17 protein-coding genes and 4 pseudogenes are annotated in these 23,928 nt (G+C 53.8%); 11 read left to right on the forward strand and 10 right to left on the reverse strand.

Translation table 11 applies throughout. From position 1 onward, the window contains the following. Positions 1 to 6: 6 nt before the first annotated feature. A pseudogene (aceE, locus tag O1V66_RS14260) lies at positions 7 to 2,669 on the reverse strand (pyruvate dehydrogenase (acetyl-transferring), homodimeric type). Positions 2,670 to 2,878: 209 nt separating this feature from the next. Next, positions 2,879 to 3,649, reverse strand: a complete 771-nt coding sequence (gene pdhR, locus O1V66_RS14265; RefSeq protein WP_045048511.1) for a pyruvate dehydrogenase complex transcriptional repressor PdhR — start codon at positions 3,647 to 3,649, stop codon at positions 2,879 to 2,881. Between the two features lie 437 nt (positions 3,650 to 4,086). On the opposite strand from pdhR, the pseudogene O1V66_RS14270 reads away from it, so the two are divergent. From O1V66_RS14270 to O1V66_RS14280, 3 genes and pseudogenes are all read left to right on the forward strand, one after another. Beyond that, positions 4,087 to 5,464, forward strand: a pseudogene (locus tag O1V66_RS14270) (amino acid permease). A 214-nt stretch (positions 5,465 to 5,678) separates the two neighbouring features. Next, positions 5,679 to 7,113: pseudogene (locus tag O1V66_RS14275) on the forward strand (glycoside-pentoside-hexuronide (GPH):cation symporter). Continuing rightward, positions 7,106 to 8,062, forward strand: coding sequence for a glycoside hydrolase family 43 protein (locus O1V66_RS14280; RefSeq protein WP_045048508.1), 957 nt, complete (start codon positions 7,106 to 7,108; stop codon positions 8,060 to 8,062). The pseudogene O1V66_RS14275 and the gene O1V66_RS14280 overlap by 8 nt, the downstream one beginning before the upstream one ends. A 10-nt stretch (positions 8,063 to 8,072) precedes the next feature. On the opposite strand, the gene ampE is transcribed toward O1V66_RS14280, so the two are convergent. Next, complete coding sequence (gene ampE / locus O1V66_RS14285; RefSeq protein ID WP_045048507.1) at positions 8,073 to 8,927, reverse strand: beta-lactamase regulator AmpE; 855 nt, start codon at positions 8,925 to 8,927, stop codon at positions 8,073 to 8,075. Further along, positions 8,924 to 9,505, reverse strand: coding sequence for a 1,6-anhydro-N-acetylmuramyl-L-alanine amidase AmpD (ampD, locus tag O1V66_RS14290; protein ID WP_045048506.1), 582 nt, complete (start codon positions 9,503 to 9,505; stop codon positions 8,924 to 8,926). Before ampD ends, ampE begins: the two co-directional genes overlap by 4 nt. A 91-nt stretch (positions 9,506 to 9,596) precedes the next feature. Between ampD and nadC the strand changes: the two genes are divergently transcribed. From nadC to hofC, 4 genes and pseudogenes are all read left to right on the forward strand, one after another. Next, positions 9,597 to 10,490 carry a carboxylating nicotinate-nucleotide diphosphorylase gene (nadC, locus tag O1V66_RS14295; RefSeq protein ID WP_045048505.1) on the forward strand — a complete coding sequence of 298 codons (894 nt, stop codon included), beginning with the start codon at positions 9,597 to 9,599 and terminating at the stop codon, positions 10,488 to 10,490. 202 nt (positions 10,491 to 10,692) lie between these two features. Beyond that, a complete protein-coding gene (gene ppdD / locus O1V66_RS14300; RefSeq protein WP_152623636.1) occupies positions 10,693 to 11,199 on the forward strand; it encodes a prepilin peptidase-dependent pilin in 507 nt (168 codons plus the stop codon). Positions 11,200 to 11,201: 2 nt separating this feature from the next. Next, positions 11,202 to 12,656 (forward strand): type II secretion system protein GspE, encoded by a 1,455-nt coding sequence (gene gspE, locus O1V66_RS14305; protein WP_045048609.1) that lies wholly within the window; start codon positions 11,202 to 11,204, stop codon positions 12,654 to 12,656. Beyond that, positions 12,637 to 13,834 (forward strand): annotated as a pseudogene (hofC, locus tag O1V66_RS14310) (protein transport protein HofC). Before gspE ends, hofC begins: the two are co-directional and overlap by 20 nt. Before the next feature lie 186 nt (positions 13,835 to 14,020). On the opposite strand, the gene O1V66_RS14320 reads toward hofC, so the two are convergent. Continuing rightward, positions 14,021 to 15,061, reverse strand: a complete 1,041-nt coding sequence (locus O1V66_RS14320; RefSeq protein WP_045048503.1) for a GMP reductase — start codon at positions 15,059 to 15,061, stop codon at positions 14,021 to 14,023. A gap of 268 nt (positions 15,062 to 15,329) precedes the next feature. Here O1V66_RS14320 and coaE point away from each other — a divergent pair, with 268 nt between their 5' ends. Genes coaE through yacG form a run of 3 tightly spaced genes read left to right on the forward strand, consistent with a single transcriptional unit; the run spans position 15,330 to position 16,914 of the window. Beyond that, on the forward strand, positions 15,330 to 15,959 hold the full coding sequence (coaE, locus tag O1V66_RS14325; RefSeq protein WP_045048502.1) for a dephospho-CoA kinase: 630 nt from the start codon (positions 15,330 to 15,332) through the stop codon (positions 15,957 to 15,959). Further along, entirely contained in the window at positions 15,952 to 16,704 is a 753-nt protein-coding gene (gene zapD, locus O1V66_RS14330; RefSeq protein WP_045048501.1) for a cell division protein ZapD, read from the forward strand. The genes coaE and zapD overlap by 8 nt, the downstream gene beginning before the upstream one ends. A gap of 9 nt (positions 16,705 to 16,713) precedes the next feature. After that, on the forward strand, positions 16,714 to 16,914 hold the full coding sequence (gene yacG, locus O1V66_RS14335; RefSeq protein ID WP_045048500.1) for a DNA gyrase inhibitor YacG: 201 nt from the start codon (positions 16,714 to 16,716) through the stop codon (positions 16,912 to 16,914). A 136-nt stretch (positions 16,915 to 17,050) separates the two neighbouring features. Here yacG and O1V66_RS14340 read toward each other — a convergent pair whose 3' ends face one another. The 4 genes from O1V66_RS14340 to secM form a co-directional block, all read right to left on the reverse strand. Further along, positions 17,051 to 18,181 (reverse strand): hypothetical protein, encoded by a 1,131-nt coding sequence (locus O1V66_RS14340; protein WP_045048499.1) that lies wholly within the window; start codon positions 18,179 to 18,181, stop codon positions 17,051 to 17,053. A 206-nt stretch (positions 18,182 to 18,387) separates the two neighbouring features. After that, positions 18,388 to 18,789, reverse strand: a complete 402-nt coding sequence (mutT, locus tag O1V66_RS14345) for an 8-oxo-dGTP diphosphatase MutT (protein WP_082051031.1) — start codon at positions 18,787 to 18,789, stop codon at positions 18,388 to 18,390. Between the two features lie 81 nt (positions 18,790 to 18,870). Further along, positions 18,871 to 21,588, reverse strand: a complete 2,718-nt coding sequence (secA, locus tag O1V66_RS14350; RefSeq protein ID WP_269127824.1) for a preprotein translocase subunit SecA — start codon at positions 21,586 to 21,588, stop codon at positions 18,871 to 18,873. A gap of 226 nt (positions 21,589 to 21,814) precedes the next feature. Continuing rightward, complete coding sequence (secM, locus tag O1V66_RS14355) at positions 21,815 to 22,360, reverse strand: secA translation cis-regulator SecM (RefSeq protein WP_045048497.1); 546 nt, start codon at positions 22,358 to 22,360, stop codon at positions 21,815 to 21,817. A 27-nt stretch (positions 22,361 to 22,387) separates the two neighbouring features. Between secM and O1V66_RS14360 the strand changes: the two genes are divergently transcribed. Further along, the gene (locus O1V66_RS14360) at positions 22,388 to 22,933 is read left to right on the forward strand and encodes a DUF721 domain-containing protein (protein ID WP_045048496.1); all 546 of its coding nucleotides are present in this window, start codon (positions 22,388 to 22,390) and stop codon (positions 22,931 to 22,933) included. A 12-nt stretch (positions 22,934 to 22,945) separates the two neighbouring features. Here O1V66_RS14360 and lpxC read toward each other — a convergent pair whose 3' ends face one another. Further along, entirely contained in the window at positions 22,946 to 23,863 is a 918-nt protein-coding gene (gene lpxC / locus O1V66_RS14365) for a UDP-3-O-acyl-N-acetylglucosamine deacetylase (protein ID WP_045048495.1), read from the reverse strand. Between the last annotated feature and the right edge of the window lie 65 nt (positions 23,864 to 23,928).

Raw genomic sequence — 23,928 nt, forward strand, 5'->3', positions numbered from 1 at the left:
ACCCTCTTACGCCAGACGCGGGTTAACTTTGTCGGCATCGATGCCAAACTTGGTGATGGCATCAGCCACAACCTTCACATCGATCTCGCCACGCTTGGCCAATTCGCCCAGTGCTGCCACAACCACGTAAGATGCATCGATCTCGAAGTGGTGACGCAGGTTTTCGCGGCTGTCGGAACGGCCGTAACCGTCGGTGCCCAGTACGCGGAACTCGCTGGCCGGAATGAAGTTGCGGATCTGCTCGGCGAACAGCTTCATGTAGTCGGTAGAGGCTACCGCCGGTGCATCGTTCATGATCTGCGCAACATACGGAATACGCGGTTCTTCGGCCGGGTGCAGCATGTTCCAGCGCTCGCAGTCCTGACCGTCGCGGGCCAGTTCGGTGAACGAGGTCACGCTGTAGGTATCGGAGCCTACGCCGTAGTCGTTGGCCAGGATCTGTGCCGCTTCACGTACGTGACGCAGGATGGAACCCGAGCCCAGCAGCTGCACTTTACCTTTGCTGCCTTCGATGCTTTCCAGCTTGTAAATACCTTTGCGGATACCTTCTTCGGCACCTTCAGGCATCGCCGGCATGAAGTAGTTTTCGTTCAGCGTGGTGATGTAGTAGTAAATGTTCTCTTGCGCTTCGCCGTACATACGCACCAGACCGTCATGCATGATGACCGCCACTTCATAGGCGTAGGCAGGGTCGTAGGAGATACAGTTAGGAATGGTCAGCGACTGAATGTGGCTGTGGCCATCTTCGTGCTGCAGACCTTCGCCGTTCAAGGTAGTACGACCGGAGGTTCCGCCGACCAGGAAGCCGCGCGCCTGCTGGTCGCCCGCAGCCCAGCACAGGTCGCCGATACGCTGGAAACCGAACATGGAATAGTAGATGTAGAACGGGATCATCGGCAGGTCGTTGGTGCTGTACGACGTGGCCGCAGCCAGCCATGAAGAGGCGGCACCCAGTTCGTTGATCCCTTCCTGCAGAATCTGGCCTTTCTCGTCTTCTTTATAGTAGGCAACCTGCTCGCGGTCCTGCGGGGTATATTGCTGACCGTTCGGGCTGTAGATACCAATCTGACGGAACAGACCCTCCATACCGAAGGTACGCGCTTCATCGGCGATGATAGGCACCAGACGGTCTTTGATGGAATCGTTTTTCAGCATCACGTTCAGCGCACGAACAAAGGCGATGGTCGTCGAGATCTCTTTCTTCTGCTCTTCAAGCAGCTGAGAGAAGTCTTCCAGCTTCGGCATTTCCAGTTTCTGGGTGAAGTTCGGCAGACGCGTTGGCAGGTAGCCTTTCAGCGCCTGACGACGTTCGTGCAGATACTTGTACTCGGCAGAATCTTTTTCCAGCGTGATGTACGGCAGTTTTTCGATGTTTTCATCGGCCACCGGCACACTGAAACGGTCACGGATATAGCGCACGCCATCCATGTTCATTTTCTTGACCTGGTGGGCAATGTTCTTGCCTTCGGCCGCTTCGCCCATGCCATAACCTTTGATGGTATGCGCGAGGATGACAGTCGGCTGGCCTTTGGTGTTCTGCGCCTTGTTCAGGGCAGCAAAGACTTTCTTCGGATCGTGACCGCCACGGTTCAGCGCCCAGATCTGCTCGTCGGTCATGTCTTTGACCAGCTCGGCCGTTTCAGGGTATTTACCGAAGAAGTGCTCGCGAACGTATTTGCCGTCGCGTGACTTGAAGGTCTGGTAGTCGCCGTCAACGGTTTCATTCATCAGCTGGATAAGCTTGCCGCTGGTGTCTTTACGCAGCAGTTCGTCCCAGCGGTTGCCCCAGATCACCTTGATAACGTTCCAGCCGGCGCCTGCAAAAATGCCTTCCAGTTCGTTGATGATTTTGCCATTACCGGTCACCGGGCCGTCAAGGCGCTGCAGGTTACAGTTGATGATGAAACACAGGTTGTCCAGTTTCTCGCGCGTTGCGATAGTAATGGCACCTTTGGATTCCGGCTCGTCCATCTCGCCGTCGCCAAGAACGCGTAAACGCGCTGGGCGGAGGTGTCTTTCAGACCACGGTGTTCCAGATATTTCAGGAACTTGGCCTGATAGATGGCACCGATTGGACCCAGACCCATGGAAACGGTCGGGAACTGCCAGAATTCAGGCATCAGTTTAGGGTGCGGATAGGAAGACAGACCTTTACCGTGCACTTCCTGGCGGAAGTTGTTCATCTGGTCTTCGGTCAGGCGGCCTTCAAGGAAAGCACGCGCGTACACGCCCGGAGAGATGTGGCCCTGGAAGTAAACCAGATCGCCGCCGTCTTTCTCGTTGCGCGCACGGAAGAAGTGGTTAAAGCACACTTCATAAATTGCTGCGGAAGACTGGAAGGAGGACATGTGGCCGCCCAGATCCAGGTCTTTTTTGGACGCACGCAGAACGGTCATGATCGCATTCCAGCGGATTGCGGTACGGATGTTGCGTTCCAGCTCCAGGTTACCCGGATACTCAGGTTCGTCTTCAACAGCGATGGTGTTGATGTAATTACGGCTTGCAGCACCCGCTGCAACGCTCACGCCGCCTTTGCGCGCTTCGTTCAGGACCTGATCGATCAGGAACTGCGCACGTTCAACACCTTCTTCACGGATGACCGATTCGATCGCTTGTAGCCAGTCGCGAGTTTCGATCGGATCCACGTCATTATTTACACGTTCTGACATGGTGCTTTTCCTTATCTGTATCTAATACGTTGGTTTATCTGGAGCCTGTCTTCCTGCATTCTCGCCGAAAACCGTGCTGGCAAGAGTGCACGAAGACAGGCCCGTCAGTTTTATTTCGCCCCCAGAGAGAGCATAAAAGCTTCCAAAATTATTCTCACAGCCATGAAGCACAGGCTACAGGTATGCAGACAGCCATCATTACCCAGAGTTTAATTTTCTTCTTTACGTTGCTGGAGTCGGCGTAGTGAACGATCACGACGGCTGTGCTCCCTGCTCATATCCAGCAATACTTCCTCAATAAACGCCAGATGACGGTGTGATGCTTCGCGCGCCTTTTCCGGTTCGCGGGCAACAATCGCCGCAAAAATCCCGGCGCGGTGGTTACTCACCAGCGGCAGCATTTCGCGACGCGAGTAAAGCAACTCAAAGTTTTGCCGGACGTTCTTTTCCAGCATCGGTCCCATACAGCGCAATAGATGCAGCAGCACCATATTGTGCGTCGCTTCCGTGACCGCCACCTGATACTGCATGACGGCATCGGCTTCGGCGTCTAAATCGCCACTGTCCTGCGCCGTCTGAATCACCAGATGGCAGTCGCGAATGCGCTGTAGATCTTCTTCCGTTCCTCGCAGCGCAGCATAGTATGCGGCGATACCTTCGAGTGCATGACGGGTTTCAAGGAGATCGAATTGCGATTCGGGATGGTCGGAAAGTAATTCGGTAAGAGGGTCGCTGAAGCTTTGCCATAAGTTGCTTTGAACAAATGTGCCCCCGCCCTGACGACGTAACAACAGCCCTTTACCTTCAAGGCGCTGAATGGCTTCTCTCAGAGAAGGCCGCGATACATCAAACTGTTTGGCCAGTTCACGTTCAGGTAAAAGTTTTTCACCGGGCCGCAGCGTGCCCTCGAGGATCAGGGATTCGAGCTGCTTTTCGATCGCGTCAGATAACTTTGGCTGTCTGATTTTACTGTAGGCCATGGGAACGTTTATCTGCCCTTAAGTTATTTACCATTAACAATGGTGACGAGCTCGGAGTAAATTGGTAATACCAATTCAAAAAACGTGGCGGTAAAGTAACAAAGTATTCACGCGGTGTCCATATCACCCCGGTCTGAAAAGGCCTATTCCCGCACATTTTAACAAATATTTAGCATTTCTTTTTATTATGTGTTCTGGATCACATTTAACCGTTTTCAGCCAAACTTTTGCTCACTTTGCTCGATTCTTATGCGCCCACGACATAAACCAGGTGCAAACTTTTTCGCTTAACACTATTCTTGCGCAAACGGTAGTTCGTGCTGAATTTTCTCTGCATCGCAGCCGTAAATAATTAGATACAAAACACGTAATTTTCAGCTTACAGCCAGGGCGTAACGCTGATTTTTTCGCTTTTCCCTTACACAGAGGATCGGGAAATGGATGACAGACAACAAGGCGAAGAGCTGAAGCGCGGATTAAAAAACCGCCACATTCAGTTGATCGCATTAGGTGGCGCTATTGGCACCGGACTATTTCTGGGTATCGCGCAAACCATCAAGATGGCAGGGCCTTCCGTGCTGCTGGGTTATGCCATCGGCGGTATTATCGCCTTCCTTATCATGCGCCAGCTGGGCGAGATGGTAGTAGAAGAGCCGGTAGCAGGCTCCTTTAGCCATTTCGCCTACAAATACTGGGGCAACTTCGCGGGCTTCGCGTCTGGCTGGAACTACTGGGTGCTCTACGTGCTGGTGGCGATGGCGGAACTCACTGCGGTCGGTATCTATGTTCAATACTGGTGGCCGGAGATCCCGACGTGGGTGTCGGCGCTGGTGTTCTTCGTGCTGATTAACGCCATCAACCTGACCAACGTCAAAGTCTATGGCGAGATGGAGTTCTGGTTCTCCATCATTAAAGTGGTCGCGATTGTCGGCATGATTGTCTTTGGCGCGTGGCTGCTGGCAAGCGGTCATGGGGGTCCGGAAGCCTCGGTAAGCAACCTGTGGGCGCAGGGCGGATTCTTCCCGCACGGCGTAAAAGGACTGGTGATGGCGATGGCGGTTATCATGTTCTCCTTCGGTGGACTCGAGCTGGTCGGCATTACTGCCGCCGAAGCCGACAACCCGGAGAAGAGCATTCCGAAGGCCACCAATCAGGTCATCTACCGCATCCTTATCTTCTATATCGGTTCCCTGTCTATTCTGCTGTCACTTTATCCGTGGGGCAAAGTGGTGGAAGGCGGCAGCCCGGTTCGTGCTGATTTTCCATGCGCTGGACAGCAATCTGGTTGCGACACTGTTGAATATCGTGGTGCTGACCGCCGCGCTGTCGGTGTACAACAGCTGTGTCTACAGCAACAGCCGTATGCTGTTTGGTCTGGCGAAACAGGGTAACGGCCCGAAATCGCTGTTGAAGGTTGACCGTCGCGGCGTGCCTTATGTCGCCATCGGCATCTCGGCGCTGGCAACGGCGCTGTGTGTGGTCATCAACTATGTGATGCCGGGCAAGGCGTTTGGCCTGCTGATGGCGCTGGTGGTTTCGGCGCTGGTGATAAACTGGGCGATGATTAGTCTGGCGCACCTGAAATTCCGTCAGGCGAAGGCGCGCGAGGGCGTAACCACCAAGTTCAAGGCGCTGCTTTATCCGGTGGGTAACTATCTCTGCCTGCTGTTTTTGGCCGCGATTCTGGTCATCATGTACATGACGCCAGACATCCAGATTTCAGTCATTCTGATCCCGGTCTGGCTCGTGGTGCTGGGCGTGACCTACAAGCTTAAAGGCAACAGGAACAAGATTGCCGACGCCACCAGCAAATAAGCGGTGGCGAAAGCCTGAATAAAGCGACAAACCCGGCCCTGCTGCCGGGTTTTTTATTGCCCCGCCTCTGCCCCGGAATTGCAGGCTGGCTCACACTTTGCTCTGTGTAACCAGTTTGTCCATCTCTACGACCTTAATCTCCTGACTGAAACCCATAACCTGCGTCAATACTTCAGGCACTTGGTTATTTGTCATCGGCTTGGAGAGAACATCCATGAGTCAAGGCGCACTGTCTTTCAAGGAAAAAGTTGCATACGGCATGGGGGACGCGGGCTGCAACATGATTTGGGGCACCATCACGCTGTTCCTGAGCTATTTCTATACCGACGTTTTTGGACTGGCTCCCGCGCTGGTCGGCGTGATGCTGCTGTCGATTCGCGTCGTCGATGCCATCAGTGATCCGATTATGGGGGCTATCGCCGATCGAACCCAAACCCGCTGGGGTCGCTTCCGCCCTTATCTACTGTGGATTTCCGTACCTTTTGCCCTGTTCAGCATTTTAATGTTCTCCACGCCGGACTGGAGCTATACCCACAAAGTCATCTACGCCTTTGTGACCTACTTTCTGATGTCGCTGACCTACACCGCCATCAATATCCCCTATTGTTCGCTGGGCGGCGTCATCACCGCCGACCCGAAAGAGCGCGTGTCCTGCCAGTCCTACCGCTTCTTTATGGTCGGTATTGCCACGCTCATTCTCTCCTCTTCCCTGCTGCCGATGGCGCAGTGGTTCGGCGGCGCGGATAAAGCCAAGGGGTATCAAATGTCGATTGCCGTGATGGCGGTGATCGCGCTTGCGATGTTCCTGTTCTGCTTTAGCTCGGTGAAAGAGCGCATTCAGCCTGCCGTGCCGACCAAACGGGCGCTGAAAAGCGATTTGAAGGATGTGTGGAAGAATGACCAGTGGGTACGTATTCTGCTGCTGACCTTCTGCAACGTTTGTCCCGGATTTATCCGCATGGCGGCGACGATGTATTACGTCACCTGGGTGATGGAGAAATCCACCTCTTTCGCCAGCCTGTTTATCAGCCTCGGCGTTGTCGGCATGATGATTGGCAGCGCGTTGGCAAAACCGCTTACCGATAAATTCTGCAAGCTGAAAGTCTTTTTCTGGACCAACATCATTTTGACCGTGTTCTCCTGCGGTTTCTATTTCCTTAATCCGCATCTGACGACGCTGATTCTGGTGGCCTATTTCCTGCTCAATATCCTGCATCAACTCCCTTCCCCGCTGCATTGGTCGCTGATGGCCGACGTCGATGACTACGGCGAATGGAAGACCGGCAAACGCAGCACCGGCATCAGCTTCTCGGGCAATTTGTTCTTCCTGAAATGCGGACTGGCGGTGGCGGGTGCAATTGTCGGCTTTCTGCTGTCGGTTTATGGTTATCAGGCCGGGGCTACATCACAGACTCCTCAGGCACTTAACGGTATCGTGCTGTTGTTCACCGTCATTCCGGGGATCGGTTATCTGATTACCGCCGGGGTGGTAAAACTGTTGAAGGTTGACCGCGAGATGATGAAAAGAATTCAGGCCGATCTCGACGGTTCGCCGTCGCAACTTCAGTGAACTCAATGATTACCCTGCGGCTAAACAGGGTGAAGCCGAATTACCGGTGTTTGTTGGCAAGGAACCCAAACATGAATGATACCGTTTACCCGAATCCGTTTATCACCCAGCGCGCCGACCCGCATATCTGGCGGCATACCGACGGCCATTACTATTTTATTGCTTCCGTGCCGGAGTACGATCGTCTCGAAATTCGCCGCGCCGCCACGCTGGAAGGGCTGGCCGACGTCAGACCGCGCGTTGTCTGGCACAAACACGGCGGCGGGCCGATGAGCGCCCTGATCTGGGCACCGGAACTGCATTTTATCAACGGTAACTGGTACATCTATTTCGCCGCCGCGCCGTCCGAGAAAATCGTCAACGGTCTGTTTCAGCACCGCATGTTTGTGCTTGAGTGTTCGGACGCCGATCCACTCAGCGGTAAATGGCAGGAAAAAGGCCGCGTGGCGACGCCGATTGACAGCTTCTCGCTCGATGCCACGCACTTTAACCACAACGGTAAAAACTACTATCTCTGGGCGCAGAAAGACCCTGCCATCGAGGGAAATTCAAATCTGTATCTGGCCGAGATGAGCAATCCGTGGACGTTGAAAACCGCGCCCGTGATGATAAGCAAACCCGAACTGCCTTGGGAAATCATCGGTTTTAAGGTGAATGAAGGGCCGGCGTTTTTAAGCGGCTACGACAAAGTGTTTATCACTTATTCCGCGAGCGCGACCGACGAAAATTACTGTATCGGTCTGCTGTGGGCGGATATCGACAGCGACATTATGGATGCTGCCCAATGGCATAAATCACAGACGCCGGTGTTTAAAACCCAGGCCGATAACCGCCAGTTCGGACCGGGGCACAACAGTTTTACGCAAAACGAGAAAGGCGAAGATGTGCTGGTGTATCACGCGCGAAATTATACGGAGATTCAGGGCGACCCACTCTATGACCCGAATCGTCATACCCGTTTGAAAACGCTGGACTGGGACGATGACGGCATGCCGGTGTTCGGTGAACCACCGGCAGATAATCAGTGATGACGGCCGCTTAAACCAGCGTGCCGTAAATGGTCAGCAGCGCCACCACAATCAGGATGATAATAGTGACTTTGCGCGCCATTGCGACCGCAGAGCGCGGGGTTTGTACCGGATCCAGGTGCGGATCCCGCGCCAGCGAAAACTGCGCCAGACGGGTCAACACCTGGTATTGCGGCGTATGCAGGTCGCCCAGCGAGGCAAACCATGCCGGAAGCGCTTTCTCGCCATGTCCAATCAGGGCATAGGCAACCCCCGCCAAACGCACCGGGATCCAGTCAACGATATGCAGCAGATTGTCGACGCCGGACTGACTGCGTTTCAATGGCGCCGTATTGCGCGCCAGCCAGCTCTGATAACCGCGTAACGCCGCATAACCTCCCAGCGCAACGGGTCCGTACGGACCACACACCACAAACCAGAACAGCGGAGCCAGATAGTAGCGGAAGTTAATCCAGATCAGGGCATTTTGCAGTTCGCGCAGACGCACGGCATCGGTACAGTCGACCGGGAGTCCGTGAATCAGTGCCAGCTCTTCGGCCATTTCCGAGCAGGCCATGACATCGCCCTGTCGCGCCGACTTCAGGTAGGCACGGTAATGTTTACGTTTCAGTCCGGCACCGATACACAGCAGACAGACCAGCACCCACACCACCAGCGACGGGATCCCGTAAAACACCCCATGCACCAGCCGCAACACGGCCCAGATAGCCGCCATCCAGATAATGACAATCGCCAGCGTTTTGGTTAATGACGCCGCGCGGCCTCGCCGAAAAATCACCTCGAAGCGGTGATCGAGTTGCCAATGTTCACCCAGTTTGAATAAACGTTCCCAGGCTAGTACCAGTAGCAAAGTAAATAACGTCATGGACGAGGACTCTCTTTTGGTGAGGCGTTCGTGGCGTGCTGCTTCAATGCATCAAGATAACGCTGCCAGTCGAAGTGCGGGCCGGGATCGGTTTTTCTCCCGGGAGCAATATCACTATGGCCGGTAATGTGCCGCGTATCCACAGGATAGTGCCTTAGTATCAAATCAGTAACCTTAAGTAAACTCTGATATTGCGCGTCGGTAAAGGGCGCGAAATCGGTCCCTTCCAGCTCGATGCCGATGGAGAAGTCATTGCAGCGCTCCCGGCCCTGCCAGTTCGAAACACCGGCATGCCAGGCACGTTTGTCAAAAGGCACGTATTGCACAATTTCGCCATCTCGGCGAATCAGGCAGTGCGCGGCAACGCGAAGCTGGTGGATTTGTTCGAAAAAGGGGTCTTCGCGAGGGTCGAGTGTTCCGGTGAACAGCTGGTCGATATAAGGTCCGCCAAACTTGCCGGGCGGCAGGCTAATATTGTGAATCACCAGCAGCGAGGGAATTTCATCGTCGGGGCGATTATCGCAATGCGGAGAGATCACCTGCCGCGCCTCTGTGATCCAACCTTGATTTAACTGCATTAATGACCTCGACACGCCGTAAATATGGTACTTGTAATGGCAAAAGGGTAGCATGTTTTTTTATAATCCCCCCGCCATTTTGGAGTTTTGTATGCCGACTCGCAGCTACAGTATGGAAAGTCGCCGCGCCGAATTGCTCGACCGTATTCACCATGATATTCCACTCTCGGTTGCACAGGCTCTGCGCGAAGACCTTGGTGGCGAAGTGGATGCCAATCGGGATTTGACCGCCCAGCTGCTGCCGGCAGACAAACAGGCGCATGCCACCGTGATCACCCGCGAGGCCGGGGTGTTCTGTGGGGAAGCCTGGGTTAACGAAGTCTTCAAACAGCTTGGCAAAGACAAGGTCAAGGTGCATTGGCGGGTAAAAGACGGCGACGCGCTGGTAGAAAATCAGCCGCTGTTCGACATCATGGGTCCGGCCCGCCTGCTGCTGACCGGCGAACGTACTGCGCTGAATTTCGTGCAAACCCTCTCGGGTGTGGCGAGCGTCGTAAACCGCTATGTCAAACTGCTGGAAGGCACCCACACGCGCCTGCTGGACACCCGCAAAACCCTGCCGGGTCTGCGTACCGCACTGAAGTATGCCGTGCTGTGCGGCGGCGGCAGCAACCATCGTCTGGGGCTGGCCGATGCCTTCCTGATTAAGGAAAACCATATTATCGCCTGTGGCACGATAAAGGCCGCCGTCGAGCGCGCGCTGTGGATCCACGCCGATGTGCCGGTCGAAGTCGAGGTGGAAAATATCGTCGAGCTTGAGGCGGCGCTGGATGCCGGTGCCGACATCATCATGCTCGATAACTTTACCCTTGAAATGATGCGCGAGAGTGTGGCGCTGACCGCAGGCCGCGCGCTGCTGGAGATCTCCGGCAACGTCACGGATTACACACTTCGCGAGTTTGCCGAAACCGGCGTTGACTTTATCTCTGTCGGCGCCCTGACCAAGCACGTTCGCGCCCTGGATCTGTCGATGCGTTTTCGCTGATTCTTTCCCGCAAAACCCCGCCTGACGACGCGAAGTTTTGCGGGCTGCATTCCACTATTTTGTCTGCTGGCGCGTTGCTCGCATTTCTTTTTGCGCAACGTCGCGGAAGGGTCTTTTTTGCCACTGGTGCCTGCCATTGCCGATGGGTAGTTTGGGTCTGTTTTCACCACGACCTTAACTTATTCATGCAATGGAGAGCATCATGCAACGCTTTTTCTCGACAACGCTGGCAGAACACTTTTTTCATCCTCGCGATCGGTACGCCTTACAGCAGGGATTCTCGCTGATAGAACTGATGGTCGTCATCGGGATCATCGGCATCCTGAGCGGTATCGGCATTCCGGCTTATCAGTCCTATACCCAGAAAGCAGCGCTGACCGATATGCTGCAAACCATGGTGCCGTATAAAACCGCCAGCGAACTTTGCAGTATCGATCAGGGTGAGCTGACCAACTGCAACAACGGCGTCTCGAACATCCCTCTCAGTAAACCCTCCCGCTATGTCAGTGATGTGCTGGTGCAGGGCGGTACTATCACACTTTCCGGCCAGCAGGCGCTGAGTGGGCTTCAGGTCATCATGACGCCAAGAGTCAATACCACCGACGGCAGCATCGACTGGTCGCGCCAATGTACCCACGCGGGCAATCAGGGTCTGGTTGAGTCCTGTAGGCAGGTGTTCCACTTCAACGATGCGAGTCGCCGCCCATGAAGATGGATATCAATACGTTAAGAGAAACGCTTGAGCAGCAGTGCCAGCATTACGGCGCGGTCATGATAGGCATCGACAACGACAACCTGCGGGTGGCCTGTCATCAGCAAACCACCGATACCGCCGCCTTGCTGACCTCACTGCGTTTTTCCAGCAATTTAAAGGTGTGTCTGGAATATTGGCCGCAAACGCAAATCGAACGGGCGCTGAGCCAGGTCGGGGCGACGCCCGCCGAAAACGCCGCACCCGGCCGCAGGAATGAAGATTACGATCTGGATGAACACAGCAAGATACCGGTAGTCCAGTACCTTAATCAGACGTTGAGGTTAGCCATCCAGCGGCGGGCATCGGATGTTCACATCGAACCGTTCGAACATCTGCTTCGCGTTCGCCTGCGCATTGACGGCGTATTGCAGGAAGTTACGCCGCCCGAGTTTTCATTGTCGACAAGCGTGGTCGCGCGTCTGAAAATCATGGGTCAGCTCAACGTCGCCGAGCACCGCCTGCCGCAGGATGGGCAGATGGCCGTGTGCTGTGACAACCAGCGTTACTCGTTGCGGATAGCCTCGCTGCCGGTTTTGTACGGCGAAAAGATTGTGCTGCGGATTCTGGACAGAACGCAGCAGGAGCTGACGATGACCCAGCTGGGTTTCTCCGACATCGAGCAGCAGCAATACTATGCCGCGCTCGACAAACCTCAGGGGCTGGTTTTGGTCACCGGCCCGACCGGAAGCGGAAAAACCGTCACGCTATATACCGGACTGCGGCATCTCAACACGGTCGGGCGCAATATTAGCAGCGTTGAAGATCCCGTCGAGATCCCGGTGCGCGGCATCAATCAGACCCAGGTCAACAGCAAGACCTCGCTGAACTTTGCCCGCGTACTCCGCGCGTTACTCAGGCAGGATCCCGATGTCATCATGATAGGCGAAATCCGGGATGCCGAAACGGCCGAGATAGCGGTCAAAGCCTCGCAGACCGGCCATCTGGTGCTCTCGACGCTGCATACCAACTCCACCACAGAAACGCTGGTGCGGCTGGCGCAGATGGGTATCGAAGGTTATCAGATTGCCGCCAGCCTCAGGCTGGTTATCGCCCAGCGATTGATAAGAAAACTTTGCCCGCATTGCAAAATTCCCGAACAGGCCCTGATAAAAAATGGCACCGACAATGCAGCCTGTCATGTCGCCGTCTGGCAGGCACAAGGCTGTAAACACTGTTTTTCCGGCTATTACGGGCGTATTGGCATTTACGAGATGCTGGAGAACAGCCCTGCGCTGCAACAGGCGCTGGTCAACGGTGCCGATTCGCCCACACTAAGCGCCATCGCCGCCTCGCAAAGCCAGAAAACGCTGTTTGCCTCGGGCATGGCGCTTGTCAAAGAAGGCGTAACCTCATTGGCCGAGCTATATCGGGTCGTTGGCGACGAGGCGCAGGGTGAGCCTGTATCTGTTTAAGTGGCAGGCGGTGGATGAACCGGGCACGCTGCACTGTGGCGAAAGCCTGTCGTCACAGTCGCAGGCGGTGCTTGAGAGTCTGGTGCAAAGCGGGCTCCAGCCGATTGTCATCAAAAAGTCTGCACGCGTCGGCAAAGGGTATTGGAAAAACAGGGAACGTATCGCGTTTATCAGGCAACTCGCGACGCTGCTGCAAACCGGATTGCCGCTGACGTTGAGCCTTAAGCTCCTGGCAAGCGATCATCCCTTGCCCGCCTGGTGCTGCGTGTTGGGTGAGATGGTGACCAAAGTTAACGAAGGACAGCCGCTTTCCACCGTCATGCGGCACTATCCGGCAGTTTTTCCGCCCATTTATGCGCAGGTCATTGCCATTGGGGAGTTAACCGGACAACTGGAAAACTGCTGCGCCCAACTCGCTGTGCAGCAGGAACAAATCATGTCGCTGCAAAAAAAGGTACAAAAGGCGCTGCGTTACCCATTGATAGTGATGCTGATAGCCACGGGCATTACCCTGCTGATGCTGACAATGGTACTGCCGGAGTTTGCCAAAATTTACGCCTCTTTCGATGCCGAGCTGCCCTGGTTTACACGTGTGCTGATAGGCGCTTCGGAAAACATAGTGCGATTTGGCCCTTTTCTGGTTCTGCTTGTTGCCTTGGCAGGCGGGGTGTATTTCCGCTATCTGCATCCGCAGGAGGTATGGCGCTGGCGAGAGCAAACACTTTGGCTGCGCGTGCCGTGGGTGAAAAAACTCATTGCCGACGGCTGCCTCTGCCAGCTGTTTCAAACGCTCGTGCTAACCCAGCATGCCGGTATGACACTCAGCGATGGGTTGCGGGCGGCTGAAACATCGATAGGTAATCTGCATTACCGGCATGCTGTCCGGCAATTGACGCAGAAACTGACGCAGGGTATTCCGCTGCATAAGGCGCTGACCGAGTCTCCACTGTTTCCGGCGCTGTGTCGGCAGTTAGTGCGTATTGGCGAGGAGTCAGGGTCGCTGGATGCCCTTCTCGACAAACTGGCGCACTGGCACGCCGAACCAGGCCAATGAACTGGCGGATGGCATGGCGCAAAAGATTGAACCGCTGATGATGCTGTTTATGGGCGTGGTGGTGGGCGGATTAGTCATCGCGATGTATCTGCCCATCTTTAATCTTGGCGCCGCCATGAACTGATGGCGTTTACACAGAGGAAAGGGGCATGGAAAGGCGATTGAAACGTGGGTAAAAGGGCTGTTCACTTGAGAGTCCAGCTGCTAGGGCGTTAGCAGGTCTACCCGGACGTAGGCTCATCCATGAGCCTTGGTCTGTAAGGTTGTTGACGCCTTACGCTGGCTGAAAACGCAGCGTGGAAACTCGCGCTTATTGACCAAACAAACGGTTTTCCTGTTCGGCAACGCGAATAAAGGTGGTGCGCTTGGTCAGCTCTTTCAGGCGCTCTGCCCCGACATAGGTACAGGCGGAGCGAAGGCCGCCCAGAATATCGCGCACGGTTTCATCGACAGGCCCACGCAGCGGCAATTTGACCGTCTTGCCTTCGGCGGCACGGTATTTGGCTACACCACCAACATGACGCTTCATGGCCGACTCCGAACTCATACCATAAAACAGCATGAATTTTTCGCCCTGCTCTTCGACTATGGTGCCTTCACATTCGTCGTGCGCTGCCAGCATACCGCCCAGCATCACGAAATCCGCACCGCCGCCGAAAGCCTTGGCAACGTCGCCGGGCACTGCGCAACCGCCGTCACTGACGATTTGTCCGCCAAGTCCGTGTGCGGCATCGGCGCATTCAATGACCGCCGAAAGCTGCGGATACCCCACACCGGTTTTCACCCGCGTCGTACAGACAGAACCTGGACCAATGCCCACTTTGACGATGTCCGCTCCTGACAGTATCAGCTCTTCAACCATCTCTCCGGTGACCACGTTACCTGCGCAGATAACCTTGTCGGGACAGGCTTCGCGCATGCGCACCAGGAAGGAGACGAAATGCTCCGAATAACCATTTGCTACATCGAGACAAACAAATTTCAGCAGCGGCGATAATGCCAAAATTTTCAGCGTCTTGGCGAAGTCATCTTCCGAGGTGCCGGTCGAGACCATCACGTGCTGTAACACCTTTTCACTACTCAAGGCGATAAATGCCTGCCACTGTTCCACACTGTAGTGTTTGTGAACGGCGGTCAGCAAACCGAATGAGGCCAGCGCTTCAGCCATGCTGAATGTCCCGACGGTATCCATATTGGCAGCAATAATGGGGGTTCCCGACCAGCTATGACCCGAGTGCTTGAAAGTGAATGTGCGTTCGAGTTCAACTTCTGAACGGCTCTTGAGGGTAGAGCGCTTTGGACGAATGAGGACGTCTTTAAAACCTAATTTTAAATCTTCTTCAATACGCATTGATATGTCCTGGTTTGGGCTAGAAGCCTGCTTTTGGGTGAGCAGGCAAGTCACAATTTGCACCTTTTCCAGTGGTTTTATCATACTCAGGAATAGCCGCACGGCAAGGGGCGGTTTTGCATGCCTCTTCACACTTCATCATTTTAGATGGGGGATGTTGCAGGGATTTTCAAATATCCAAAACATCCTCAAAGAGAGAGAGAACGCGGCTTGCACTTACTGCCGATCTCTTTATCATTTACGTTATCGAACATTTCAGAGTAAAAGCATGAGCTATATTGTTGCACTCACCGGCGGAATAGGAAGCGGCAAAAGCACCGTCGCGAATGCGTTTGCAAGACTGGGTGTGACACTGGTCGATGCCGACGTGATTGCCCGTCAGGTCGTGGAGCCTGCAACCCCGGCGCTGAAGGCGCTGGCCGAAAAGTTTGGTCGACAGATCCTGCAACCTGACGGTGCGTTAAACCGTTCACGTCTACGTGAAATCATTTTTAGCGACAGCGCGGCCAAGGCGTGGGTGAACCAGTTGCTCCATCCGGCGATTCAGGCCGAAACACAGCGCCTGATAAAGGACGCGACTACGCCTTACGTGCTTTGGGTTGTGCCCCTGCTCATTGAAAATGGATTACAGACCCGCGCCAATCGGGTGCTGGTAGTTGACGTCAATCAGGATGTTCAGCTTGCACGAACAGTCAGCCGTGATGGCGTCAGCCGTCAGCAGGCAGAAAATATCATCGCCGCGCAGGTCCCGCGTCAGCAGAGGCTGGATTGCGCGGACGACATTATTGATAACAACGGTGGTCCCGAGACGATCGAGCCGCGTGTTGCTTCATTACATAGCCACTATCTGGAATTAGCGGCTTCAGCGACCCGACAGGATATTAACAAGAATGAGTGATGTGGTTTCTACCGTTCTCTTTGAACATCCTTTAAATGAGAAAATGCGCACCTGGTTGCGTATCGAATTTCTACTAGAGCAGCTTTATGCCAATTCGCAGCTGAACGCCATCGCGCCTGCCCTGACTTTCTTCCGCACCGTGTCTGATCTTCTTGATGTGCTGGAACGTGGCGAAATCCGTACCGATTTGCTGAAAGAGCTTGAGCGCCAACAGCAAAAGCTGCTGCTATGGGCCGATGTTCCGGGTGTCGACATGGCTCGCATCCAAGAGCTGCGTGCCGAGTTGAAAGAGACGGGCACCGTGTTGATGAGTGCGCCGAGAATGGGTCAGGCATTGAAGGAAGATCGCCTGATCGCGCTGGTCAAACAGCGGCTGAGCATTCCGGGCGGTTGTTGCAGTTTCGATTTGCCGACCCTGCATATCTGGCTGCACATGCCGCAGTCGCAGCGTGACAATGATGTACAGAAATGGCTGGCATCACTGACCCCGCTGCACAACGCGTTAACCCGCGTACTGGATCTCATTCGCCAGTCCGGCCCTTTCCGCAACCAGATTAGCCTCAACGGTTTTTTCCAGGACAATGCGGAAGACGCCGACCTGTTGAGATTACGCCTTTCTCTCGAGCATCAGCTTTACCCGCAGGTGTCAGGCCACAAGACGCGCTACGCCATTCGTTTCCTGCCGCTCGACAGTGAAAAAGGCCAGGTGCCCGCCCGACTTAATTTTGAACTTGCCTGCTGCTAGGAGCCGGAAATGGAAAACGACGTGATTGAAGTAAATTGCCCAACCTGCGGTAAATCAGTGATTTGGGGCGAGCAGAGTCCGTATCGTCCATTTTGCAGCAAGCGCTGCCAATTGATTGACCTTGGCGAATGGGCCGATGAAGAAAAACGCATTCCAAGCAAGGGCGAGATAAACGATCTCGACGACTGGAGCGAAGACGACATCAAGTAGCAGCAAAGGGGCAATGTGTTGCCCCTTTTTTATGGGCACTGCGTGTTATCGGCACGGTTTTGAAGTGCGACTGTTTTTATCGGCACCTTTTTTACCTCTACCGATAATAGCCAAAGCCCTGCCTGTCAAAACGAAGTTAGGCATTGTCATCATAAAGACTCCCCAACGAGTATGCATCGTCCTCGACATAGGCCGAGCTGACAGAGTAAAGCGCGCTTTCGTCAACGGCTTGTGTCAACTGATGAAACGCCTGCAACTGCGCCGTGAAATCTGCTTCAAGCTGAGTCAGGTCGTCAAGTTTACTCAGCATTTGCGCCTGATTAAGAATACTTTCATATAAAGCCACATCGACCTTTGACCCTTTGCTTTCAATATTACGCAAGTTGATCAATTCGTGATAAGCCTCTTTAAATCCGACAAAGGTTTTATAATATCCATTAAGCTTTCTTACGCTGGCGGCCAACCTTTCGCGCGATTCATGATGACAAGAGTTAGCCGATTCGAGATCTTTATTTTTAAATGCGCTGATTGCACGTTCGATACGTTCCGATAATAGCGGATATTGATTGATATACGCATCACGCTTTTGCGAACCCGTGACGTTTTGGCTGGCGCGATATTTAAGCACCTCGAAAGTCGTATTGAATGCCTTGGTATAACCCCCTTTAATTTGTGTGCCGAGCTGGCGTAAATTATTTTCCAACCCTTTTATCTCACTTTCAATTAAACGATTGTCCGGCAGATTCATGATGGCGGTTAATTTCTGTCGTATCGCCTGCCGCGCTTCCTCCCCTTTTTTACCTTTAACGCCGGTGAGGCCTTCTACGCCGTCTTTTACATTCATGAGCGCGGAAAGCAGCAGCGGGTCCAGTTTCGTCGGCCTGCCATAGAGCAGGTCATCAGGCGATTTATGGCTTGTCTGGCTGAGATTCTCCTGAATGCTCTGGCTGACAATCTGTGAAACCTGCTTTTCGGATCCCAGACGGTTAAACGTTTTCGGGGTTAATTCTTTAACCGGAATAATGATGGCGGAATGTCGTTCTGTCTTCGCGGGGAAAACGCTGATGGAAAAATTCATTGCGCTCAGCGGTAGATATTTCTCTTTGGTATCGACCTTGTTATCGCCGGGAAATGAATTTATTTTAATCGTTGAATTAGAGATATTATGCAGACTGTGCAGCATCTTGCCGCCACCTTTTTTAACTGTTTCAAAAAGACTCTGCAAAGCGTTTAAAGAATGCGCACCTATGACACTGCCGACAGACATAAGATTAATTCCCTTTATAAATATTAACCCTCACGGCATGGATATTAATTTCATAAATTTAAATTGAAGATACAATAACAAAGAACATGCCGCACATGATATTTACTCTGTCCGTATAAATAGAGTACGGCGATATTACCTTTATTAATTGATACCGTCATCCAAAGATGAATCGGTTAAGGAAATAACCTGGCTTATAAAATATATTAAATAGCCTCGTTAATTAACGCGATAACAACTTCGGCATTGGCGGGCGGAAAGTCCTCTTCCTTCAGTGCGGTCTGTGCAACCCAACGTTTAGGCTGGCCCTCTTTGCCGTAAGGTTCGCCGCTCCACGTCTCGACCATAAAGAAATGCAGATTCACCACGCGGTCGGGAAATCGATGCTCGAGCGTTCTGATCATTACGGGATCGCGGGCATCAATGCCGACCTCTTCCTGAAGTTCGCGGATCAATGCCTGCGCCGGTGTTTCGCCGCTTTCAATCTTGCCGCCCGGGAATTCCCAGAAACCGGCCATGTGTGACGAGGCATCGCGCTGAGTAATAAAAATCTCATGGTTTGGATTACGAATAATCCCGACTGCGATATTCAATTGTTTCAACGTCATTGTCTCTCCCTCAATTACGTCTCAAAAAAGAGGGCGGTGATTAGCCGCCCTTTTATGCCTTGATGATTCAATGCCGTGTCATTAGTTCTGCAAACGGCCGTGGCACTGTTTGTATTTCTTGCCTGAACCGCATGGGCAAGGATCGTTACGCCCTACTTTGCGATCGCTCGCAGAAGGAGTGCCGGCAGTGGTCGACAGCTCTTCTTCCAGCGAAGCCACATGGCTCAGTTGCTGCTGCTGGGCCAGACGCTCTGCTTCTTCGCGGCGCTGCTCTTCCATCGCCTCGACTTCTTCCGGCATACGCACCTGAACCTTGCTCAATACGCTCACCACTTCGTATTTCAGCGATTCGAGCATGGCAGCAAACATGGCGAAGGACTCGCGCTTGTATTCCTGCTTGGGATCCTTCTGGGCATAACCGCGCAGGTGAATACCCTGACGCAGGTAATCCATCGCGGCCAGGTGCTCTTTCCACAGGGAATCCAGCGTTTGCAGCATCACGCCTTTCTCGAAGTTGCGCATCATCTCGAGACCTACCACCTCTTCCTTGCCGGTATAGGCGTCCTTGGCGTTTTGCAGAATGCGCTCACGCAGCGTCTCTTCGTGCAGCTCAGGCTCTTTGTCCAGCCACTCCTTGATAGGCATCTCCAGCTCGAAATCGTTCTTCAGGCGCTGTTCCAGACCTTCAATGTCCCACATCTCTTCCAGAGACTGCGGCGGAATGAAGCTGTCGATGGTGCTCTTGAACACGTCTTCGCGGATGCTGGCGATGGTTTCGCTCACATCGGTAACGTCCAGCAGTTCGTTACGCTGGGTGTAGATGGCGCGACGCTGGTCGTTGGCGACGTCATCGTATTCAAGCAGCTGTTTACGCATGTCGTAGTTACGGCTTTCAACCTTGCGCTGCGCGTTGGCAATCGCCTTGGTCACCCACGGGTGCTCGATGGCTTCGCCCGGCTTCATGCCCAGCTTGCGCATCATGTTGGTCACGCGGTCGGAGGCAAAGATACGCATCAGTGGATCTTCCATCGACAGGTAGAAGCGGGACGAACCGGCATCACCCTGACGACCGGCACGGCCGCGTAGCTGGTTATCGATACGGCGAGATTCGTGGCGTTCGGTACCGATGATGTGCAGACCGCCCGAGGCCAGTACGGCTTCGTGACGAAGGCTCCAGGCATCCTTGATGGCAGCAATCTGTTCCGGGGTTGCTTCTTCGCCCAGATTTTCAATCTCTACCTGCCAGCTTCCGCCCAGCACGATATCCGTACCACGACCCGCCATGTTGGTTGCGATGGTGACGCGGCTCGGCTGACCGGCCTGTGCCACGATGTCGGCTTCCTTGGCGTGGAATTTGGCGTTCAGTACGCTGTGCTCGATACCGGCCTTGGTCAGCTCGTGAGAGACGACTTCAGACTTCTCGATGGACGCAGTACCGACCAGAATAGGCTGGCCGTTGGCGCTGCGCTCTTTGATGTCTTCGATAATCGCGCCGATTTTTTCCATTTCGGTCATGTAGACCAGGTCCGGCAAATCTTTACGCTGCATGGGGCGGTTGGTCGGCACCACGATGGTATCCAGCTTGTAGATGGCGCTGAATTCAAAGGCTTCGGTATCGGCCGTACCGGTCATCCCGGCCAGTTTCTCGTACAGACGGAAGTAGTTCTGGAAGGTGATGGACGCCAGCGTCTGGTTTTCGTTCTGAATATCCACACGCTCCTTGGCTTCAACGGCCTGATGCAGACCGTCCGACCAGCGACGACCCTGCATGGTACGACCGGTGTGTTCGTCGACGATAATGACTTCGCCGTCTTTCACGATGTAGTCAACGTCACGGGTGAACAGCACGTGCGCGCGCAGTGCGGCGGTCACGTGGTGCATCAGCATGATGTTGCTCGGCGAGTACAGGGATTCGCCCTCTTCCATAATGCCCGCTTCCGCCAGCATCTCTTCGATCAGGATCAAACCACGTTCGGTCAAATGCACCTGACGGGCTTTTTCGTCCACGGAGAAGTGACCTTCACCCTGGAAGGTGTCGGAGTCTTCTTTTTCCTGACGAATCAGTTTCGGGATGAGCTTGTCGACGCGGATATACATCTCGGAGCTGTCTTCGGCCGGGCCGGAGATAATCAGCGGCGTACGGGCTTCATCGATAAGAATGGAGTCAACCTCATCCACAAGCGCATAGTGCAGTTTGCGCTGAACGCGCTCTTCGATGCTGAACGCCATGTTGTCGCGCAGGTAGTCGAAGCCGTATTCGTTGTTGGTGCCGTAGGTGATGTCTGCTGCGTAGGCCGCACGTTTTTCCGGTGCAGGCATGTTCGGCAGGTTGATACCGACGGTCAGGCCGAGGAACCCGAACAGCGGACGGTTGTTTTCGGCATCACGCTGGGCCAGATAGTCATTCACGGTCACGACGTGCACGCCCTTGCCGCTCAGCGCGTTCAGATAGGCCGGCAGCGTTGCGGTCAGGGTTTTACCTTCACCGGTACGCATTTCCGCGATGCAGCGTTCGTTCAGAACCATACCGCCCAGCAGCTGAACGTCGAAGTGGCGCATACCAAAGACGCGCTTGCTCGACTCACGCACTACGGCGAAGGCTTCGGGGATCAGCGATTCAAGGACTTCGCCCTTCGCCAGACGCGCGCGGAACTCGTCGGTCTTGGCGCGCAGCTGTTCATCGGACATCGCCTGCACTTCCGGCTCCAGACGGTTAACTTGATCCACCACTTTACGCATGCGGCGCAGGGTACGATCGTTACGGCTACCAAATACTTTGGTTAAAATTTTGCTTAACATGATTCTTGATTTCTCTTTGAGCCACTGGTGGCGGCCACTATTTATAGGTACTTGTTGATCTTGCCGGCACAAAACTGGGCTTGTGCCATGCTTAATAAAAAAGACCAAACTGAAAAGAAACGATCATCGGATTATTGAAACCCAATAGATTCTGCGTTGCAGGAAACCAGGGGCCAAACGCGTTACCCGTCATCGGAGACGGGATGCGCGAAGGCAGCCAGTGCGCCTACAGCGAGAACATTGACGGGTTAAGGGCAGGTCCGGCGCGAATGCCCAGAGTATTGGCAAGCCAGAGTTTGGGTTGATGCTTGTCTGAGGCCGCAAGCCGCAATTGTTTTGGGTCACGAACAGTGACCGGCGAACGTGTCTCATGCGTCAGCAGCGAATTCAGCGTTACCAGCAGCGCAAGTTGCTGAACGTGAAGAGGTTCGACCTCGGCCAACGCATTATTGTGGCTGGCGACGCTGTAGGTCACCACCTGCGGCGACAGCGCAAAGGAAAGGTGGCGAATGACCGTGCGCAGGGCATGCTGCTGCCAGTAATCGACGCCAAAAGAGGCGCGACGGTGAGCCTGTAGCCACACCAGATTGGTCAAACCGCGACTGCCGATATTTAAACGGTTCAGACTTGAGGAGGTATTGGTTACACTGGCAAGCTCAGTTTGTGAAAGATTCGTCGACACGCCGAAGCTGGCCGCGACCATCCCCAAAAGGAGATGCGGCCAAAAATACCTTCTGCCAAATTGTCGCCAACGATTTAGAATACCAATCACAAGTTTTACAATCCGCCGGAGCCGTCAATGCGTAACAGCCGCCCACAATTATTAGATGTCCTGTTCGATGACGCTACAGCCGCGGGGCAAAGCCCTCTGCGGGTAGTTCAACAGCGCGCGGCCGCGTTGCAAAAGCTCAATCGCGCTGTCAAAGGTCTGCTACCTACCCAAATGCAACCGTGGTGCCGGGTCGGTAATTATCGCCAGGGTGTGTTGGTGCTCGAGATAGCAAATGCCAGTTGGATGATGCGCTTACGTTATGAACAACCGGCGCTTCTCTCTGCACTTCGAGCGCAAATACTACCATCATTGTCTTCAATCGACATCAGGATTAATCCCTCGCTCATGGCAAAAAGTGAAAACTTGCCGCAGAAAAACGAAAATTATTATCGTACGGACGAGAAGACGGGAGAATCGAAAGGTCCCTTACCACCGGTAAGGCAATTGAGCAGACAAAGCGCGGATGAATTACGACAGCTCGCGAGCCGTAGCCCGGAAAAACTCAGAAAGGCATTAGAACGACTGGCCGAGATGGCCGGAGAGGGTGCCAGGACAACCAGTCGTAATAAGTAATACCAGTACCGATTATGCGAATACGGTAGAAGGGGCTTTGAAGGCCAAAGGCACTTCTGCTTCATCCTGGAAGGTCACGAATTCCCAGGCTTCCTGCTTCGCCAATACCGCTTGCAGCAACTTGTTGTTCAGCGCGTGGCCTGACTTAAAGGTACTGACCGCACCGATAATATTGTAGCCGCACATAAACAGGTCGCCGATACCGTCCAGCATTTTGTGACGAACGAACTCGTCTTCAAAACGCAGACCGTCTTCGTTAAGCACACGGTAGTCATCAACCACAATCGCGCAATCAAAGCTGCCACCCAGGCACAAACCGCGTGACTGCAAATACTCGATATCACGTACGAATCCGAAGGTACGGGCTCTGCTAATCTGGCGAACAAAGGATTCGGCCGAGAACTCCAACTGGTAACGCTTGGCGTCACCTTCAATTGCCGGGTGGTTGAAGTCGATAGTCCAGTCTAAATGGAAACCGTTGTAAGGTTTCATTTCAGCCCACTTGTCGCCATCTTCAACGCGAACCGTTTCCTTGATGCGCACAAACTTTTTGGCGCTGTTCAGGAGTTCAATGCCTGCGTCCATCAACAGATAGACGAAAGGCGCGGCGCTGCCGTCCATAATCGGCACTTCTGGCGCATCGACTTCGATAATGATGTTATCGATGCCAAGGCCGGCGAGTGCCGCATTAAGGTGTTCAACCGTAGAAATACGCACGTCATGCTCATTGACCAGGCAGGTACAGAGCATGGTATCACGCACGGATTTTGCATCTGCCGGGAAATCTACCGGTGGATTCAAGTCAGTGCGACGATAGATGACCCCGGTATTAGCCGGTGCAGGTCGCAAGGTCAAGGTGACTTTCTTACCGGTATGTAAACCGACACCCGTCGCCTGAACGATACGTTTTAATGTACGTTGTTTGATCATCGTTTTTATCTCGCAATGTTATCCATCCAACCGACTTAAGGATACCTTAAGATCGGCGGGACAGT

It is taken from the genome of Rouxiella chamberiensis (assembly GCF_026967475.1).
In the GTDB taxonomy this organism is placed as follows: Bacteria; Pseudomonadota; Gammaproteobacteria; order Enterobacterales; family Enterobacteriaceae; genus Rouxiella; species Rouxiella chamberiensis.

What these genes read in the sequence shown, in the direction of transcription:
- gspE (WP_045048609.1), top strand. Translation starts at nt 11,202, where the DNA reads ATGGATATCAATACGTTAAGAGAAACGCTTGAGCAGCAGTGCCAGCAT.
- secA (WP_269127824.1), bottom strand. Translation starts at nt 21,588, where the DNA reads ATGTTAAGCAAAATTTTAACCAAAGTATTTGGTAGCCGTAACGATCGT.
- O1V66_RS14280 (WP_045048508.1), top strand. Translation starts at nt 7,106, where the DNA reads ATGAATGATACCGTTTACCCGAATCCGTTTATCACCCAGCGCGCCGAC.
- zapD (WP_045048501.1), top strand. Translation starts at nt 15,952, where the DNA reads ATGAGTGATGTGGTTTCTACCGTTCTCTTTGAACATCCTTTAAATGAG.
- O1V66_RS14320 (WP_045048503.1), bottom strand. Translation starts at nt 15,061, where the DNA reads ATGCGTATTGAAGAAGATTTAAAATTAGGTTTTAAAGACGTCCTCATT.
- mutT (WP_082051031.1), bottom strand. Translation starts at nt 18,789, where the DNA reads ATGACGTTGAAACAATTGAATATCGCAGTCGGGATTATTCGTAATCCA.
- O1V66_RS14360 (WP_045048496.1), top strand. Translation starts at nt 22,388, where the DNA reads ATGCGTAACAGCCGCCCACAATTATTAGATGTCCTGTTCGATGACGCT.
- coaE (WP_045048502.1), top strand. Translation starts at nt 15,330, where the DNA reads ATGAGCTATATTGTTGCACTCACCGGCGGAATAGGAAGCGGCAAAAGC.
- lpxC (WP_045048495.1), bottom strand. Translation starts at nt 23,863, where the DNA reads ATGATCAAACAACGTACATTAAAACGTATCGTTCAGGCGACGGGTGTC.
- ampD (WP_045048506.1), bottom strand. Translation starts at nt 9,505, where the DNA reads ATGCAGTTAAATCAAGGTTGGATCACAGAGGCGCGGCAGGTGATCTCT.
- pdhR (WP_045048511.1), bottom strand. Translation starts at nt 3,649, where the DNA reads ATGGCCTACAGTAAAATCAGACAGCCAAAGTTATCTGACGCGATCGAA.
- yacG (WP_045048500.1), top strand. Translation starts at nt 16,714, where the DNA reads ATGGAAAACGACGTGATTGAAGTAAATTGCCCAACCTGCGGTAAATCA.
- ampE (WP_045048507.1), bottom strand. Translation starts at nt 8,927, where the DNA reads ATGACGTTATTTACTTTGCTACTGGTACTAGCCTGGGAACGTTTATTC.
- ppdD (WP_152623636.1), top strand. Translation starts at nt 10,693, where the DNA reads ATGCAACGCTTTTTCTCGACAACGCTGGCAGAACACTTTTTTCATCCT.
- nadC (WP_045048505.1), top strand. Translation starts at nt 9,597, where the DNA reads ATGCCGACTCGCAGCTACAGTATGGAAAGTCGCCGCGCCGAATTGCTC.
- O1V66_RS14340 (WP_045048499.1), bottom strand. Translation starts at nt 18,181, where the DNA reads ATGTCTGTCGGCAGTGTCATAGGTGCGCATTCTTTAAACGCTTTGCAG.